This window comes from Pannonibacter phragmitetus (assembly GCF_050510895.1).
GTDB classification, from domain to species: Bacteria; Pseudomonadota; Alphaproteobacteria; order Rhizobiales; family Stappiaceae; genus Pannonibacter; species Pannonibacter phragmitetus_B.
Genome location: NZ_JBNINT010000002.1, coordinates 163,169 through 178,264 on the forward strand (window position 1 = coordinate 163,169; position 15,096 = coordinate 178,264).

General features: G+C 63.9%; 13 protein-coding genes and 2 pseudogenes. 9 read left to right on the forward strand and 6 right to left on the reverse strand.

From position 1 onward, the window contains the following. Nucleotides 1–11: 11 nt before the first annotated feature. Entirely contained in the window at nt 12–1,772 is a 1,761-nt protein-coding gene (locus ACQB61_RS22045) for a ShlB/FhaC/HecB family hemolysin secretion/activation protein (protein ID WP_430514569.1), read from the reverse strand. A 382-nt stretch (nt 1,773–2,154) separates the two neighbouring features. Between ACQB61_RS22045 and ACQB61_RS22050 the strand changes: the two genes are divergently transcribed. The 3 genes from ACQB61_RS22050 (at nt 2,155) to ACQB61_RS22060 (ending at nt 4,886) form a co-directional block, all read left to right on the forward strand. Continuing rightward, complete coding sequence (locus ACQB61_RS22050) at nt 2,155–3,177, forward strand: sensor domain-containing diguanylate cyclase (protein ID WP_430514627.1); 1,023 nt, start codon at nt 2,155–2,157, stop codon at nt 3,175–3,177. 468 nt (nt 3,178–3,645) lie between these two features. Next, nucleotides 3,646–3,846, forward strand: a complete 201-nt coding sequence (locus tag ACQB61_RS22055; RefSeq protein WP_430514570.1) for a hypothetical protein — start codon at nt 3,646–3,648, stop codon at nt 3,844–3,846. Further along, nucleotides 3,843–4,886 (forward strand): hypothetical protein, encoded by a 1,044-nt coding sequence (locus ACQB61_RS22060; RefSeq protein ID WP_430514571.1) that lies wholly within the window; start codon nt 3,843–3,845, stop codon nt 4,884–4,886. Before ACQB61_RS22055 ends, ACQB61_RS22060 begins: the two co-directional genes overlap by 4 nt. Nucleotides 4,887–5,024: 138 nt before the next feature. Here the strand turns inward: ACQB61_RS22060 and ACQB61_RS22065 are convergent, their stop codons facing one another. Continuing rightward, on the reverse strand, nt 5,025–7,103 hold the full coding sequence (locus ACQB61_RS22065; RefSeq protein WP_430514572.1) for a TonB-dependent receptor: 2,079 nt from the start codon (nt 7,101–7,103) through the stop codon (nt 5,025–5,027). Nucleotides 7,104–7,342: 239 nt separating this feature from the next. On the opposite strand from ACQB61_RS22065, the gene ACQB61_RS22070 reads away from it, so the two are divergent. After that, entirely contained in the window at nt 7,343–8,128 is a 786-nt protein-coding gene (locus ACQB61_RS22070) for an IclR family transcriptional regulator (protein ID WP_430514573.1), read from the forward strand. A gap of 279 nt (nt 8,129–8,407) precedes the next feature. On the opposite strand, the gene ACQB61_RS22075 is transcribed toward ACQB61_RS22070, so the two are convergent. The 4 genes and pseudogenes from ACQB61_RS22075 to ACQB61_RS22090 all read right to left on the reverse strand — a co-directional run bounded on the left by ACQB61_RS22075 (nt 8,408) and on the right by ACQB61_RS22090 (nt 10,496). Further along, nucleotides 8,408–9,103 (reverse strand): LLM class flavin-dependent oxidoreductase, encoded by a 696-nt coding sequence (locus ACQB61_RS22075; protein ID WP_430514574.1) that lies wholly within the window; start codon nt 9,101–9,103, stop codon nt 8,408–8,410. A 134-nt stretch (nt 9,104–9,237) separates the two neighbouring features. Continuing rightward, nucleotides 9,238–9,468, reverse strand: a pseudogene (locus ACQB61_RS22080) (LLM class flavin-dependent oxidoreductase); the annotation flags it as partial. Continuing rightward, complete coding sequence (locus tag ACQB61_RS22085) at nt 9,450–9,677, reverse strand: hypothetical protein (RefSeq protein ID WP_430514575.1); 228 nt, start codon at nt 9,675–9,677, stop codon at nt 9,450–9,452. The pseudogene ACQB61_RS22080 and the gene ACQB61_RS22085, both read right to left, overlap by 19 nt. A gap of 27 nt (nt 9,678–9,704) precedes the next feature. Further along, complete coding sequence (locus tag ACQB61_RS22090; RefSeq protein ID WP_430514576.1) at nt 9,705–10,496, reverse strand: ABC transporter ATP-binding protein; 792 nt, start codon at nt 10,494–10,496, stop codon at nt 9,705–9,707. Nucleotides 10,497–10,790: 294 nt separating this feature from the next. On the opposite strand from ACQB61_RS22090, the gene fepB reads away from it, so the two are divergent. From fepB to ACQB61_RS22115, 5 genes and pseudogenes are all read left to right on the forward strand, one after another. Next, nucleotides 10,791–11,648, forward strand: coding sequence for a Fe2+-enterobactin ABC transporter substrate-binding protein (fepB, locus tag ACQB61_RS22095; RefSeq protein WP_430514628.1), 858 nt, complete (start codon nt 10,791–10,793; stop codon nt 11,646–11,648). 136 nt (nt 11,649–11,784) lie between these two features. After that, complete coding sequence (locus ACQB61_RS22100) at nt 11,785–12,255, forward strand: FecCD family ABC transporter permease (RefSeq protein ID WP_430514577.1); 471 nt, start codon at nt 11,785–11,787, stop codon at nt 12,253–12,255. Next, complete coding sequence (locus ACQB61_RS22105; protein WP_430514629.1) at nt 12,167–12,697, forward strand: FecCD family ABC transporter permease; 531 nt, start codon at nt 12,167–12,169, stop codon at nt 12,695–12,697. The genes ACQB61_RS22100 and ACQB61_RS22105 overlap by 89 nt, the downstream gene beginning before the upstream one ends. A 7-nt stretch (nt 12,698–12,704) precedes the next feature. After that, nucleotides 12,705–13,742 carry a FecCD family ABC transporter permease gene (locus ACQB61_RS22110; RefSeq protein ID WP_430514578.1) on the forward strand — a complete coding sequence of 346 codons (1,038 nt, stop codon included), beginning with the start codon at nt 12,705–12,707 and terminating at the stop codon, nt 13,740–13,742. Nucleotides 13,743–13,842: 100 nt separating this feature from the next. Next, nucleotides 13,843–15,017, forward strand: a pseudogene (locus ACQB61_RS22115) (trans-sulfuration enzyme family protein). The last annotated feature ends 79 nt before the right edge of the window (nt 15,018–15,096 follow it).

Here is a 15,096-nt window from a genome sequence, read left to right on the forward strand (position 1 = left end):
TTTGACCCTTCTTAGAAATTGCTGAGCGTGAGCCCGGCGCGCAGGCGCAGCACAGGCTCTCTGGAGAAGGAGCGCGGCGCCTGAAGCGCCCGCTCGTAGGAGATTTCGCCGAAGACGATGCCGCCCTGCAGCCGGGCACCGAGAGCTGCGCCCAGCACATGCTCCTGCCCCTCAAAGGCGCCGGGTCCGGGCAACTGCCAGCCGCTGTCGAGCCCGGCAAAGAGGCTGAGCTGACCGGCGTATTTCGCCAGGTTTTCGGGGATGAGCGGCGGTGTCACCGACAGTTCGTTGCGGCTGTAAAGCCCGTTGACCGCCGAGAGGGATTGCCCGTCAAAACCACGCACGGTGGAGCTGCCGCCAAGGCTCAGCTGTTCGGAACTCCACAACAGATCCGGGCTGTGTTGTGCGGCAAGGCGGGTGCTGGCCACCACCTGCACACCGCCAATCTGCCAGCCGCGCAAGAAACTGATCTCACCGTCGCTCTTGAGGAACTGCGCCCTTGGAGCGCCCGCCTCCGCCAGCCTGTCCTTTGCCGCGCCGAACCAGGTGGTGCCCTGATCAAGCCCCGCCTGCAGCGTCAGGCTGCCGCCCAGCATCTGCCGGGTGTGCGAAACTTCGCCGCGCAGCACGCTGATAATGCGGCTGGAGGTGTCGAGCTTCGTCTCCTCCAGATAGTTGCGCGCATCCTTCACCGAGACACTGACACGGGCATAAGTCTTGCTCACCTGATCGCGCCAGAGCAGCCGCTCGATCTCACCCTTGTGCGTCCAGTTGGTGCCGGAGGTGCGGAAGCTCTGCAGCTGGCCTTCCACTTCCGAGGAATACTGGAAGAAGGAGGACGACCAGCGCCACGTCCAGAAGCCGCGCGGCACGGCAATCTGCAGGGAGGTGCTCTCGCTGGCCTTCGGCTCACCCAGCGAAGGATCGCTGCGCTTGTGCACCAGCGACAGGGTTTCGAACTGGCCGAACAGGTCCTCGACGGTGAAGGAACCTTCAAGCTGCAGGTCGCCCGTGCTTTCCGAGCCGGAATTATCCACTGCAACGCTTGCCCGCCAGGGGCGCTTGGCGGTGATCTCCACCACGACGATGCTGAAACCGGCTTCTGCGCCGGGCTTGAGGCTGATCTTTGCGTCCTTCGAGGACAGGCCGTTGATCTGGTCCAGCCCCTGCTCGATGGTGCGGATGTTGAGGATCTGGCCCGTGACGCCGGGCAGAGCGCCATGGCCGCGCTGGCGCACCTCGCCGTTCTGGCGGATCTCGACCGTCTCGACCCGCCCCTCCAGCACCTCGATGCGCAGCTCGCCGGTGGAAAGGTCCTGCTCCGGCAGATACGCACGCGAGGTCACAAAGCCGGCATCGACATAAAGGTTGGTCGCGTCGCGGACGATGGTGGAAATCTGCGCGATGCCGAGGCAATCACGGTCCGGCACGAGTTTCTGCAGCCGCCCCAGCTCAAAAACGCTGGCCTTGCTGAAAATCACACGCTTCACCGGAATGCAGGTTCCGCCCTCGGGCAGGGCGCCTGCATCCTCACGCGGCGCGGCGGACTCACGCTGTGGCGGGGCCACCTGCCGGAACAGGCGCTCCTGCTGGTCCAGAAAATCCTGCTGCCGCCGCTGCAGATCCTCGCTCTGCCGCAAGGCTTCCTCGGGCACACTCTGAGCCAAAGCCGTGCCGACGCCCGCAGCAGCCGCCAGCATCACCGCAAGACCCGCTCCAGCCAGCAGGCGGGAGAGGCCACGAGAGGCATTGGCAAGGCAAAAGGAGGCCATTCGCCGCGCACGTGTGAGCACGCGCGCAGCGGGCAGGTACATCTGAAACAAGGCGTCTATTCCCTGTAATTTCCACTCAGCGGAAGACACCTGCCCTGGCTTCCGCTGCACGTCATGAGTGTCCGGGCGTCAGTCTCTTGCAACCACGAATTCGACGCCCTCGTACTTTTGCCAAGCCGCTCTGTAAAGCAACCCCTCGATTGTTTTGCGGTTGCAGCCACAAGATTGGCAAGCTTCGCGCAAGGTCCGGCGCAGCTCATGCAGTGTGCGCGTCTTCCCTGCCGCAAGCGTCAGATCCAGACAGTTTGCATGCCGGAGATGGAACAGTTTTTAAGCAGTACCTATCTATGCTCCTCCGGAGAGCCTGGAGAGGCGGGTGGAAATGCAGGACGTGGACAGGCAGAAAATCCTGGATGGATATCAGATCCTCGACAGCGGCTATGAAGCCGGGTTCGACAGGATCACCGAGCTCGCGCGCACGATTTTCGAGGCACCAGCTGCCGTCATCTGCTTCCTCGACAAGGACCGGCAGTGGTTCAAGTCCCATCCAGGCTTTGAGCCGCGCCAGACGCCAATAGAGCATGCCATCTGCCGCTTCACGGTCCTTTCGGATGAAGCTCTGCTGATCCCTGACGCCATGGCGGACGAGCGGACGCGGGACAATCCCTATGTCACCGGCCCGGACCACTTGCGCGCCTATGCTGGTGCGCCGCTGATTGCCCCCGGCGGCGTGCGGATCGGCACAGTCAGCATCTTTGACCGCAAGCCCCGCAATTTTGGGCCCCGCGACGAGGCAATCCTGCAGCAGCTGGCGGCCATCGTCATGCACAATCTCGAGCTGCGCCGTGTGGCCGACAAGGACTGGCTGACGGGAGCTGCCGGGCGTGGCGCCTTCGAGCGGCGCAGCCGTGCCCTGCTGTCAGGCGAAAACGGAGACGGCCAACAAAACGCGCTGATCGTCTTCGATCTCGATTTCTTCAAGAAGCTGAACGACACCTATGGCCATGCCGCCGGTGACAAGGTGCTGAAAGAGGTGAGCCGGATCTGTCAGTCCTCCCTGCGCGAGGATGACGTTTTTCGCGCATCGGCGGCGAGGAATTTTCCGTCCTGCTGCCCGGCACACCCCGGGTGTGGCCGAAAAGGTGGCGCAGCGCCTGCGGCAGTGCATTGCCACACTGCCCCGCGACCGGCTGTCGAAATACCTGCCGGAGACGGTCAACATCACCGCCAGCTTTGGCGTGACCGTGGTGAAAGACGGCGAGTTCAGCATCAAGCATGCTCTCAGGCGCGCCGATGCCGCCCTCTATGCAGCCAAGGAGCGCGGGCGCAACTGCGTTGTCTGTTCGTGGGATCTGGCTACGGCAGAGCAGTCTTACCGCAAGTCTCTGTAACCTGCCCGGTTTGACCGGGCGGCAGCGTTCCGGCGTTGTCAGGCCTGTATTCAAAGGCAATACTGCTGCCACAGTGAATCATGCGTGGGGGCATGCGTGGCAAAGTTTCAGATTTTTCCTCCCACTGACGCAGAATATCCGCTCACGGTGATCTGGGTGGAAGACCGCAAGGACCACTACGTCAGGAAAGAGGAGGTCATCGCGGTTCTGAATGCAGCCTCAGGCTGGATCAATATTTCAGCGCCCTTTCCCGGCATCATTGACACTGCGGAAGTGGCACGGGGCGACAGGCTGAAGGAGCGCAAGGCCCTGCTGGTGCTGCGCCAGGAAGCGGCCGCGCCTGTGCATACACCGGGCGAAGCAGCTCCCTTGCGGGAAGAGGCCAGCAAGCCGGCAGCAGACCAGCCCCCGCCGCAGCGCCGCAAAAGCCGGAACCGGGGAAGAAAGAGGCCGCGCCGGACCCGGCCGCAAAAGCCGCCAAAGTGTCACGGAAGCCGCGCCTCGGGTTTGGCGATCTGGCACTGCTCGCCAGCTTCGCCCTCGTTGGCTGGGTCGCCTACGATCATTTCACGAGCCCCTATTCCGGCCCGCTGAGCAAGAACGCGATGGCGGCCGTCAAGGTCAATCCGGCTGATCTCGCCCCGCGCGAGGACTGGGGGCTGTGTTTCCGGGGCAAGGCATGATCGTGCTGAAGGACCGGACGGTGCCGGTGTTCAGCAATGCCAACCGGGACCGCAACTGCGGGGCGGCGATGATTGCGGATACCTTCGCAGCCTTTGACGCAGCGTGCTTCAGCCGGGAAATGGTGGCGGAAACGCCGTCTGGCAGCCGGGCACGGGCCGATTTCCTGTTTCGTGATGCCAGCGGCGGACTGATCACGGAATACAGCTTCCCCATCAAGGCGATGTACTACTGGGGCTTCGGCTCTGCGGACAATGCGGTGGCGCTGGCAGAACTTGAACCTGCGGCGGGAGGCGGAAAGCCCGGCAAACAAACCGGCTTGTCCGGATACCTGACGATCAGCACCAGCAATCCCCCTGCCTTTGCCGAGCAGACGATCCCCTCGCATGATCTGGCCTTTCCGAATGAGGTGAAGGGCTTGCGCTACTGGAGCAGTGACGGCCCAACCTTCAAGGATGACAAGCTGCTGGCCCTGCCTCTGACTTTTGAGGGCATGTACCAGCTGGCGCTAAGCGATCTCTCCGATCAGGGCGGCTTGCTGAGGGTGCCGAACAAGGACGGCAAGATGCGCCTTGCCGGATTCATCGGCTACCGCGAAGCCGTGATCCCTCCAAAGACGGCCGGTGAAGAGAAGATGTACCGGATCACGGTGTCTGGCAGCTTCTTCAGCGACGACGATTTCGCCCACATGACTGCCGCAGGAGACGGAAAGCTTGCAGCAGGCGCCACCCGTTTTCCTCTCGATAGCACCAGAGCGAGTACGGCGGAGCCGATAACGCTCTCCAACACATGCCCCCATCCTGTGCGCTTCAATTTCATCAACACAGCAGAAGACAAGATTCGCTATGTCGAAGCGGGGTCCGGCGAAGCCCTGTCCCTGTCGCCGCTGAACCTGGGCCCTGAAGTCTATTACAGCGTGGACACAGGCTCCCCCAAAGCGCCGGGCACCAGGGCAATCGAATTCAACGGCACCACCTATCATATGCAGCTGATCACTCTGGACGGGGTTCGCCTCGGCCTGATCGCCCGGGACTGCCGCTGACCTCCCGCTGGGCTGGCCCTTCCCTGCGCTGACAAGACCTGCATCCGGGCAGTGTCTGGGGTCTTTCCCTGCCGCTAGCGCAAACACCCGGCGGGCCAGACCCGCCGGGTGTTCAATCAAGCCCGCCGGACCTTGCCGTCAGAAGGTGCCCTTGATGCCGATGCCGAACATGCGCGGCTCGGTCATGCTGGCTTCCGTGCCGCCGATGCCGCGGTTCTGCTGCTTGTAGGTGGGCGCGCGCTCGTCGAAGACGTTCTTGACGTAGCCATAAAGCTGGAAAGCCTCACGCAGCTGATAGGAGGCCCGCACATCAGCCACCGTATAGGGGTCGATGGCATAGGCTGCCGTGTTGGCCGTGTCGGAGAAATAGCCATCGAGATGGCGGACCTGACCAGACAGGTTCAGCTTGTCCGTCACGTCCCAGCTCAGGCCGAAGGTCAGCATGTAGCCGGGCGACTTGGCAAACTCGTTGCCCTCATAGGCAACGTTGCTGGAGATCTCGTCGATCTGCGTCTTCAGCAGGCCCGCACTTGCCCGCAGCATCAGGTTGTCGAGCAGCTTGTAATCCCCGCTCAGCTCCAGGCCATAGGAATGAGCCTTTTCGGCGTTGATCGTGTAGGACTGGGCAACGCCGGACGAAATCACCACCGGAATGTTGTACTGGGCGTTCTTGAGATCCGTGTAGAACACGTTGCCGTTCAGCATCAGCCGGTCATCCAGCAGGCTCATGCGGGTGAACACCTCGTAGTTCCAGGAGGTTTCCTCCTCGAAGGTCATCCACTTGCGGGCGCTGATGTTGAGTGAGACACCGCCCGGATTGTAGCCACGGCTGACCATGCCGCCAACGGTCCAGTCCGGCGTCAGCGCATAGGCAAGGCTGGCCTTGGGCAGAACGGCGTTGAACGTCTCGTCGAAATTGACACGGGTGGGGGCATAGACGGAAAGCCCTTCACGCTGGATCCGGTCGCTCTGGAAGCGCAGGCCGCCCGTCAGCGTCAGCCGGTCCGTCAGGCGGTAGCTGGTTTCACCGAAAACACCGAGGTTCTGCTTGGTGTCATCGAAGGTCGAAATGCCGCTCAGATAGAGGATCTCGTCCTGATCGCTGTGGGAATAGTAGACGCCGGCCATGCCGCTGATCACGTCTTCCTGATCCCCATATGTCACGCGCATTTCGTCGGACACGTTGGTCTGCCAGACGCCCGCATCACCGTTGTTCACGACGCCGGTCGTACGGTTGGCATAGGTGTCGGAGACATGGGCTTTATTGAACACCTGCCAGCCGTTGCCGAAGTCATAGCCAAGGTCCAGAACACCATAGTGGGTGTACTGGTCCCATGTCGGCATTGTCGTGGTGACGTGGTTCAGGTCCTCATATGGCGCGGACGCAGCTTCCTGGCTCGGCCGGTTGCTGAAGGTGTAGGCATAGGTGAACTTGGCCGTCAGCCCCGGCAGCTCCTCCGGCTCCCAAAGCAGCTTCAGGCGCGTGTTGAAGGCCTCGAAGTTCTGGTTGGTGCCGTTGCCCTGAAAGCGCGAATTCACATAGTCGATGAAGGTGTCGCGCCCCGAATAATCCGCCGAAAGGCGCGCGGCGAGCTGGTTTGCGATCAGCGGCCCGGACAGAACCGCAGCAGCACGGCGGGTGTTGTAGCTGCCGATTTCGGCCAGATAGGCGGCCTCCGGGGTGAAAGTCGGGTCCTTGGTGTTGACGACAATCGCACCGGCAATCGCATTCGCCCCCTGCGAGGTGGTCTGAGGTCCGCGGAACACCTCGATCGTGTTCACATCCCAGACCGATGAGCTGCCGAAGTAGAATTCGTTGTAGGTCAGATAGTGGCCATCCACATTGATCGTCGCCCGGGGAACCGTGCCGGCGAAAAAGGCCGTCGCACCCGTATTGGGCCCCTGCGTGTCCTGACCGCGAATGACCGGCGCACTGACGCTGTCGGGGAAGACGACGTTCGGAACATCGGCGATCACTTCCGGCACGGTCGCGTCGCCTGCCTTCTCCTTGTTGATCTCCTCACTGTCCTCGACCGAGACGGAGCTGGCGGTGTTCTTCAGGTCACGCTCGACCTTTTCACCGGTGATGATGATTTTCTTCAGCTCCGTCACAGGCCCTGCGGCTTGTGCGGCATCCTGCGCGGCTGCCGGTGCGGCCACTAAAAGAGACAGCGCAAGCAGGCTCACGCCATTGAGATAAACACGGCTTCCAGACATTAGATGGCCCCGCCCAATTTATGAGTTTCATACTCATGTTGAATTAGCGCAGGTCGAATATGTTCCGCAATAGGGAATGTGTTCCACATTTCGGCATCTCAAAGTCTCTTGAAACAGAGTCACACTTCTGCAACAGCCATATGTGGACGCATTGAAGACTCCGTCCGCCGCGGAAAATGCTCTAGGTTGCACCCCTCCAGGGGCACAGCCGCGAGGACTTGATGAGGGAGGCCGGCCGCATGACAGACGAGATGGAACTGCTGGATGAGGATGGCGGCAGCACGGGCGCGAAGCGTTCGGGCACGATCCAGTCCGTATCCATCGCCTCCCGCTTCCTGCAAATTCTGGCGCATTCCGATGGAGCCCTGCCCCTTGGCGAACTGGCCCGCCGCGCCAACACGGGCCGCTCGACGGCGCACCGCTACATGCAGAGCCTCGTGCTGGAAGGGCTGGTTTCGCAGGATGCGGAAACGGGCTGTTATGATCTGGGACCAGCGGCGCTGAACATCGGCGTCAGCGCCCTGCGGCGGATCAGCCCGGTGGATGTCACAGCACGCCACATGCGGGCACTGTCAGCGCGCATCGCCGCCAGCTGCGGCGTCGCCATCTGGACTGACCGGGGCCCCACCATCGTCCAGTGGTACCGCAGTGCCGCCTTTTCCATCAGCACCGTGTCGCTGGGCGATGTGCTGCCACTGGACAACTCCGCCTGCGGGCTGGTGTTTCAGGCCTATATGGACGCGGAGCGGATTGAGGCCGTGCGCAAGGTGCAGCCCGCTTCCTTCCGGGGCAAGCCACCCCGCGCCGGCATTCTGGAGCAGATCCGCAGGGAAGGCGGCGCCGATCTCGAGGAACACATGTTTTCCGCCCTCACGGGTAAGGCCGCACCCGTGTTCAACGTGCATGGCGAAATCGCCTGCGTTGCCACCACCGTCTCCTTCGTCGAGCGTGCAGACATCGAGCATCACCGCGATGCGCTGTTTACAGCAGCCCAGGACGCCACGCGGGACTCGGGCCAGATGTGAGTGGCGGGCGGTGTTTGCTGCCGGTGACGGCGTTTCAGGGCTTTGGCACAAGGTGGCAGCCGTAGTTTCCACGGCATGGCATTTCAGTCCCCTCCCCTTGAAGGGAGGGGAAATGAAAGGCCTCAGCCAGTGAAGCAAAATTCTGAAACTGCTTACCTTTTCCAGTCTCAAAGCAACGTCTGTGGCGTCTTCCTGCACGATGTGTGCAACCAGTAACCCCCTGGCGGACAGGGAGCTGAAACGCCGTGCCGGAATGACCAGATTACAAGCCAGCGCCTCTCAGGCGGCCAGATGCTCCCGCAGGGTCTTGCCGGTATAATCCGTGCGGAACAGCCCCTTCGCCGCGAGGGCCGGGACCAGCTCCTCAAGGAACAGGCGGCAGGAGTCCAGTGAGCCGCCAGGAAGCGCGATGACGCCGTCGATGGCCCCGGCCTCGTGCCAGCTGATGATGTCGGCCATCACATCCTCCACCGTGCCAACGGAAACCCAGTGGGCCGAGCCCACCACTTCGGGCCGGTCCAGCAGCTGGCCCAGCGTGGGGTGCTCGCGCTCGATGTAACGGCGCAGCAGATCCGCATGGGTGCGGCTGCGCACGGGCTGATCGGGCTCGGGCAGCAGATCCGGCGTGATCACGGTCTGCAGATGATGGCCGGAGAGATCAGCGCCGAGGATCATCCGCACCGACTCGATCCTGTGTTCATGCGTCAGATGCGCATGGGCGCGCCGGTGCATGGCCCAGGCCTCCTCCCGCGTTTGAGCAAGGAAGAAATAAAGCCCCGGCAGCACCTTGATGGCATCGGGATTGCGCCCGCAGGCCTCGGCCCGGGCTCTCAGATCGGCCCGCAGATCCAGCGCGGCGGCCATGTCGGGCGCTGCGGCAAAGGTGGCATCGGCGACCGAGGCGGAGAAGGCCCGTCCTGCGTCCGACGCGCCGGCCTGAAACAGCGGCGGGCTTCCGGCGGGATGGCCCGGCACGTTGAGCGGCCCGGCGACAGAGAAGAACTCCCCTCATGCGCTGCCGGTGCCATGGACTTTTCCCCGGTCAGCGCCTCATAGGGGAAACTGTCCCACAGCGCCCGCACGGCCTGCGTGAATTCAGCGGCCTTGCGGTAGCGCTCTTCCGGCGCGGGCATCGGCTGCGAGCCGAAGTTTTCCGCCCCCTCGATGGAGGTGACGATGTTCCACCCCGCCCGGCCATTGCTCAGCCAGTGCAGGGTCTGCATCTGGCGGGCGATGACATAGGGCGGGTTGAAGGTTGTGGAGGCGGTGGTGACAAGGCCGACATGGCTCGTCTCCCGCGCCAGCGCCGCCATCACCAGCGTCACGTCGAGGCCCGGCATGGGGCGGCTGCGCCCTTGCGCGGCATCACCCCCAGCGTATCCGGCTTGAAGATGAAATCGAGCTTCGCCCGTTCCGCCGCCTGCGCAAGCTCGATGCTCTGCGCCAGCGGGTTGGCCACATGGTGCGCAAGGGCATCGGGTTCCGGCTCCTGCCCGTTCATCCAGGTGCCTGTCAGGCAAAGTCCGATATGCATCTGTTTCCGGGTCATGAAGCGTTCCTTGGAAGATCAGGGCTTTCAGGCGCCGTGGTGGCGGCCCTTCGGCACGATCAGCGGCGTGGCTGATACGGGGTCGGGAATGATGACGCAGGGCAGGCCGAAGACATCCTCGACCAGTTCGGGCGTCATGATATCGGCAGGCGGGCCTTCGGCGCGGATGCTGCCGCCGCGCATGGCGATCAGGTGGGTGGCATAACGGCAGGCATGGTTGAGGTCATGCAGCACCGCCAGAACCGTGCGGCCCTTGTGGTTGAGATCCGCCAGCAGATCCATGAGTTCGATCTGGTGGGCAATGTCGAGGAAGGTTGTCGGCTCATCAAGCAGGAGAATGGGCGTCTCCTGCGCCAGCACCATGGCAATCCAGACGCGCTGGCGCTGGCCGCCGGACAGTTCATCGACGAGCGTGTCCGCAAGCGGTGAAACCCGTGTCGCCTCCATGGCCGCGCCAACGGCTGCCTCGTCCTCCCGCGACCATTGCCGCAGGAAGCTCTGATGCGGATAGCGGCCGCGCGCCACAAGATCGGCAACGGTAATCCCCGCCGGAGCCACCGGGCTTTGCGGCAGCAGGCCAAGGCGGCGGGCCACTTCCTTCGCCGGCAGCGAGGCAATGCTGCGCCCGTCCAGCACGACATCCCCGGCCAGCGGCTTCATCAGCCGTGCCAGAGCCCGCAGAAGCGTGGACTTGCCGCAGGCATTCGGGCCGGCAATGACCGTGAAGGACCCGTCCGGCACCGACACCGTCAGATCCGTCGACACGGAACGCTCCTCATAGGCAAGGGTCAGAGAGTTGGCATGCAGCCGGGACGTCATGACTTTCCTTTCTGGCGGCCCCGCGAGCGGGCGTCGAACGTATCGCATCGCGGAATGCGTTCTTCAATATGGACAAATACAAATACGGAGTATATTCCTCATATTTTATTACGGCCACCTGCGCCAGCAGGCTGTGGGGTGGCCGTGTGACCAAGCAGACACCGGACATCCCATGACCAGCCTTACCGCCCGGTTTGCCGCTCTCGCGGCTTTGGCCCTCTTTCTTGCCGCGCCGCTGCACCCGCCCGCAGTGCCGCAGACTGGCCGCGCACCATCACCCACGAAGGCGGAGAGCTGGTACTGGCTTCCGCCCCGCAGCGGATCGTGTCCACCACTCCCAGCCTTACGGGCATCCTGCTGGCGATGAATGCCCCGGTCGCAGCCAGTGCCGCCACCACGCCCGGCCCGCTTACGGACAGCAAGGGCTTCTTCTCGCAATGGGCGGCTGAAGCCGATGCACGCGGGGTGGAGGTGCTTTACAGCAATCTGGCCTTTGATCTGGAAGCCGTGATTGGCAGTGCGCCGGATCTGGTGGTGGTGTCGGCAACGGGTGCCGACAGCGTGAAGACCCATCTGGCAGAGATGCAGGCGCAGGATCTGCCAGTCATTGTCATCAACTATTCCAACCAGAGCTGGCAGGCGGTTGCCCGCCAGCTGGGTGAAGCCACCGGTCGGGAGAGAGAAACGGAAGCAGCCATCCAGCGCTTTGATGCCATGGCCGCCAGAACGGCAAAGGCCATCGTGCCGCCCAAAGGCAGCGTCAGCATTGTTGGCTACAACATTGGCGGCAGCTACTCCATCGGCAAGCCGGAAAGCCCGCACGCCCAGCTGCTTTCCTCTCTCGGCATGACCGTGGCTGGCCTGCCGGACAGCATGCGCGGACAGGTGACGCGTTCCTCCGACTTTGACCTGATCTCGCTGGAAAACCTGCCCGCCGCCATTCAGGGCGAAACGGTCTTCCTGCTGCGCGCGACGGACAAGGACGTTGAGGCTTTCCTCGCCGATCCGGTGCTGGCCAACCTGCCTGCGGTGCGCAACCGCCAGGTCTATCCCCTTGGCCCCTCGTCACACCGCATCGACTATTATTCCGGGCAGGAGATCATGAGCCTAATCGCGGCCAGTTTCGCCCGCCCCAGATCTGCCAACCCATGAGTCTCGTGGCAGAAGGGACAGCGCCAGCCGCAACAAGGCCGGGAGCAGGCAGGCGAAGGCGCAAGATCTGGCTTGCCGCCGCGCTCGCCGTTCTGTTGCCGGGGGCCGTGGCCAGCCTTTTGCCGGCTCGCGCCCCATGCCGCCCGCTGCCGTTCTGGAGGCCCTGCTGCGGTATGATGCGCAGAACGACCTGCATCTGATCATCTGGTCCCTGCGCCTGCCGCGCATGTGCGTTGCGCTCCTCACCGGCCTTGCGCTGGGAATAGCCGGTGCGCTGATGCAGGCGCTGACGCGCAATCCTCTGGCCGAACCTGGCCTTCTGGGCATCAATGCGGGTGCTGCCCTCGCCGTCATGACCGGTATCTCCCTCTTCGGCTTTGTCAGCATCTGGGAATATGTCTGGTTCGGCTTTGCCGGTGCAGGCCTCGCTGGTGTGGCTGTGTTCGTGCTGGGGCAGGCCCATGAAACGGGCACGAGATCCGGTGCGGCTGGTTCTGGCCGGTGCCGGCCTTTCGGTGATGCTTGGCTCTGCCTCTTCCCTCATCATCATCAATTCGCCGCCCGAAGTGCTGGACGGCTTCCGCAACTGGGCCGCTGGCTCCTTTGAAGGCCGCAGCTTCTCCGTCGCCACCGTGCTGGCACTGGCCACGCTCTGCGGCCTTGTGACTGCACAGATCCTAGCACCGGGGCTCAATGCGCTGGCACTCGGCCGCGATACGGGCCAGGCGCTCGGGGTCAACACCAGGCTTCTGTTCACCTCTGCCTGCCTTGCCATCATGCTTCTGACAGGCGCAGCAACCGCCGCAGCAGGGCCCATCGGCTTCATCGGGCTCGCCGCCCCTCACATTGCCCGCAGCATCACCGGGCCGGATTACCGCTGGATCCTGCCCCTCTCGGGGCTGATTGCGGCCATCCTGCTCCTCGCTGCGGACGTGGCCGGACGCCTGATTGCCATGCCTGCCGAAGTCGCCGCCGGCATCATCGCCTCGCTGGCCGGGGGACCGTTCTTCATTGCCATTGTGCGGCGCATCCGCCTGCGGCAGATGTGAGGCGCTGATGAAACCATCCACGCAGATCACGTTCCGCACCGGCCGGCTTTCGTTGCGCTTTCGCGCCCGCACAGCCGCCATGTGCGCCCTTCTGGCGGCCCTCGCCGTTGGATTGATGTTTGCGCTGCTGGCCACAGGCTCGCTGAAGATCAGCACGGGAGACATCGCCGCCAGCCTGCTCTCCCCCGGCACCGATCCTGCCGTGGACCGGATCATCCTGCGCCTGCGCCTGCCGAGGGTGCTCACGGCCCTGCTTGTCGGCGCTTCGCTCGGCATGGCCGGTGCCATCTTTCAGTCGGTCTCGCGCAATGCGCTTGGCTCGCCGGATGTGATCGGCTTCACCACGGGGGCAGCAACTGGGGCCATCGTCCAGATCATCCTCTTCGATGCGGGACCGGCAGAGACGGCCCTTGCCGCCGTGCTTTCGGGCATGGCAACGGCGGCGCTGGTCTTCGTCCTGTCGATGCGCGGGCGCAGAACCGGCAGCTACCGCCTCGTGCTGACCGGCATTGGCTTTGGTGCCATGCTCTCCGGCGTCAACACCGTTCTGCTGGTGATGGGGGATCTGGATCAGGCCGCCTCGGCCCAACTCTGGCTCGCCGGCTCGCTCAGCACGCGCACCTGGGCGCATGTGCTGCCGGCCGCTGCCGGGCTTGCCCTCGCCGCCCCCTTGACGCTGATCCATGCACGCAGGCTCTGCCTGCTTGAAATGGGTGATGACACCGCCCGCCAGCTTGGCCTTTCGACGGAGCGGCTGCGCCTGACCATGGTTCTGGCTGCCGTGGCGCTGACCGCCATTGCAACGGCCGCCGCAGGGCCGGTCGCCTTCATCGCCCTTGCCGCCCCGCAACTGGTGCGCCGGCTGACCCGTGCTCCTGATGTCCCGGTGTTTTCCGCCGCGCTGATGGGGATGGTTCTGCTGATGGCCGCCGACCTGCTGAGCCAGCGCCTGCCCGTTGAAATCAACATGCCCATCGGCCTGACAACCGGCCTTCTCGGCGGGTTCTATCTTCTCTGGCTGCTCTCACGCAGCCGGACTGTCTGAAGCCTTGCGAGCCGGGATGGCATAGCGGAAAGAGACGCAAGCTGCGGCTGGACGGCAGCGCCGGGCCGTGGTTTCCTGCCCTTCGCTCAGGAGCTGCCAGATGTATGACATGACCCGTTGCGTGACCAAGCCTGCCGTGCGTGAGGACGGTTTTGCAAGCCTCACCACGCCAGTGCACCGGGCGTCCACCATCGTCTTCGACACCGCGGAAGCCTTTGCAAGCCGCGGCGAACGGGGGCTGGATGGCTACAGCTACGGGCTCCATGGCACGCCGACGACGCGGGCGCTGGAGGCGCGGATCAACGCGCTGGAAGGTGGCCTCCACACCTTCCTTGCCCCGTCCGGTCAGGCGGCGAATGCCTTTGCCATGCTGGCGGTGCTGAAGCCGGGACAGAAGGTGCTCATCACCGAATCCTGCTATCCGCCGGTGCGCGACTTTGCCCTGCAGGATCTTGCCCGCCAGTCCATCAGCGTGGAATTTTTCGATCCGCTGTCCCTGCGCGATCTGGAGGCCCGGCTGGCACCGGAAACGGGGCTCGTCTGGTGCAGATCCCCGGCTCAACCACCATGGAGGTGCAGGACATTCCCGCCATCACCGCGCTGGCCCACCGGTCCGGTGCGCTGGTGGGGTGTGACAACACCTGGGCGACGCCGCTTTTGTTCAAGCCGCTGGAGCATGGCGCCGACATCGTCACCGAGGCGCTGACCAAATATTTCTCCGGCACGTCGGACATTCTCATGGGCTCCATCAGCGTCCGTGATCCAGCGCTGGCCCAGAGCTTGCGCAACCAGTTCGGCCGCTATGGCGTCGGCGTCTCGCCCGATGACGCCAGCCACATCCTGCGCAGCATGGAAAGCATGGCCCTGCGCCTTGCCCATGCCGGACGGGTGGCGCAGGAGCTGGCCGCCCGCTTTGCCGAAGATGATCTGGTGGAGGCGGTGCTGCTGCCCTCACGGCCGGAATGCCCCGGCCACGAGATCTGGAAGCGGGACTTTGCCGGGGTCAGCGGCGTGTTTTCCGTACTGTTCCGCCCTGAGGCCGCGGCGCATGTGGCCCCTGCCCTCAACGGGCTCACCACATTCGCCATCGGCGCCTCCTGGGGCGGCAGCCACAGCCTGATGGCACCGCAGCCCATCCGCGAGGACCGCACAGACCCCTGCTGGCACCACACCCGCTCCGCCCTGCGCATCAGCACAGGCCTCGAAGACCCGCGTGACCTGATGGCAGACGTGGACGCGCTGCTGGAGAGGATCAGGGAGAAGGCGGGCGGGTGAATGGCTCCGTTTTCATGAGGCAGCAAGAACGACCTCTTGCCTTGCATGAAGACACTCGAGGCAGAACGTCAGATCGACA

Excerpts from the sequence above, each read along its gene's own strand:
- ACQB61_RS22045 (WP_430514569.1), bottom strand. The coding sequence starts at position 1,772 with ATGGCCTCCTTTTGCCTTGCCAATGCCTCTCGTGGCCTCTCCCGCCTG.
- ACQB61_RS22050 (WP_430514627.1), top strand. The coding sequence starts at position 2,155 with ATGCAGGACGTGGACAGGCAGAAAATCCTGGATGGATATCAGATCCTC.
- ACQB61_RS22060 (WP_430514571.1), top strand. The coding sequence starts at position 3,843 with ATGATCGTGCTGAAGGACCGGACGGTGCCGGTGTTCAGCAATGCCAAC.
- ACQB61_RS22065 (WP_430514572.1), bottom strand. The coding sequence starts at position 7,103 with ATGTCTGGAAGCCGTGTTTATCTCAATGGCGTGAGCCTGCTTGCGCTG.
- ACQB61_RS22070 (WP_430514573.1), top strand. The coding sequence starts at position 7,343 with ATGACAGACGAGATGGAACTGCTGGATGAGGATGGCGGCAGCACGGGC.
- ACQB61_RS22085 (WP_430514575.1), bottom strand. The coding sequence starts at position 9,677 with ATGACCCGGAAACAGATGCATATCGGACTTTGCCTGACAGGCACCTGG.
- ACQB61_RS22090 (WP_430514576.1), bottom strand. The coding sequence starts at position 10,496 with ATGACGTCCCGGCTGCATGCCAACTCTCTGACCCTTGCCTATGAGGAG.
- ACQB61_RS22100 (WP_430514577.1), top strand. The coding sequence starts at position 11,785 with ATGCCGCCCGCTGCCGTTCTGGAGGCCCTGCTGCGGTATGATGCGCAG.
- ACQB61_RS22105 (WP_430514629.1), top strand. The coding sequence starts at position 12,167 with ATGCTTGGCTCTGCCTCTTCCCTCATCATCATCAATTCGCCGCCCGAA.
- ACQB61_RS22110 (WP_430514578.1), top strand. The coding sequence starts at position 12,705 with ATGAAACCATCCACGCAGATCACGTTCCGCACCGGCCGGCTTTCGTTG.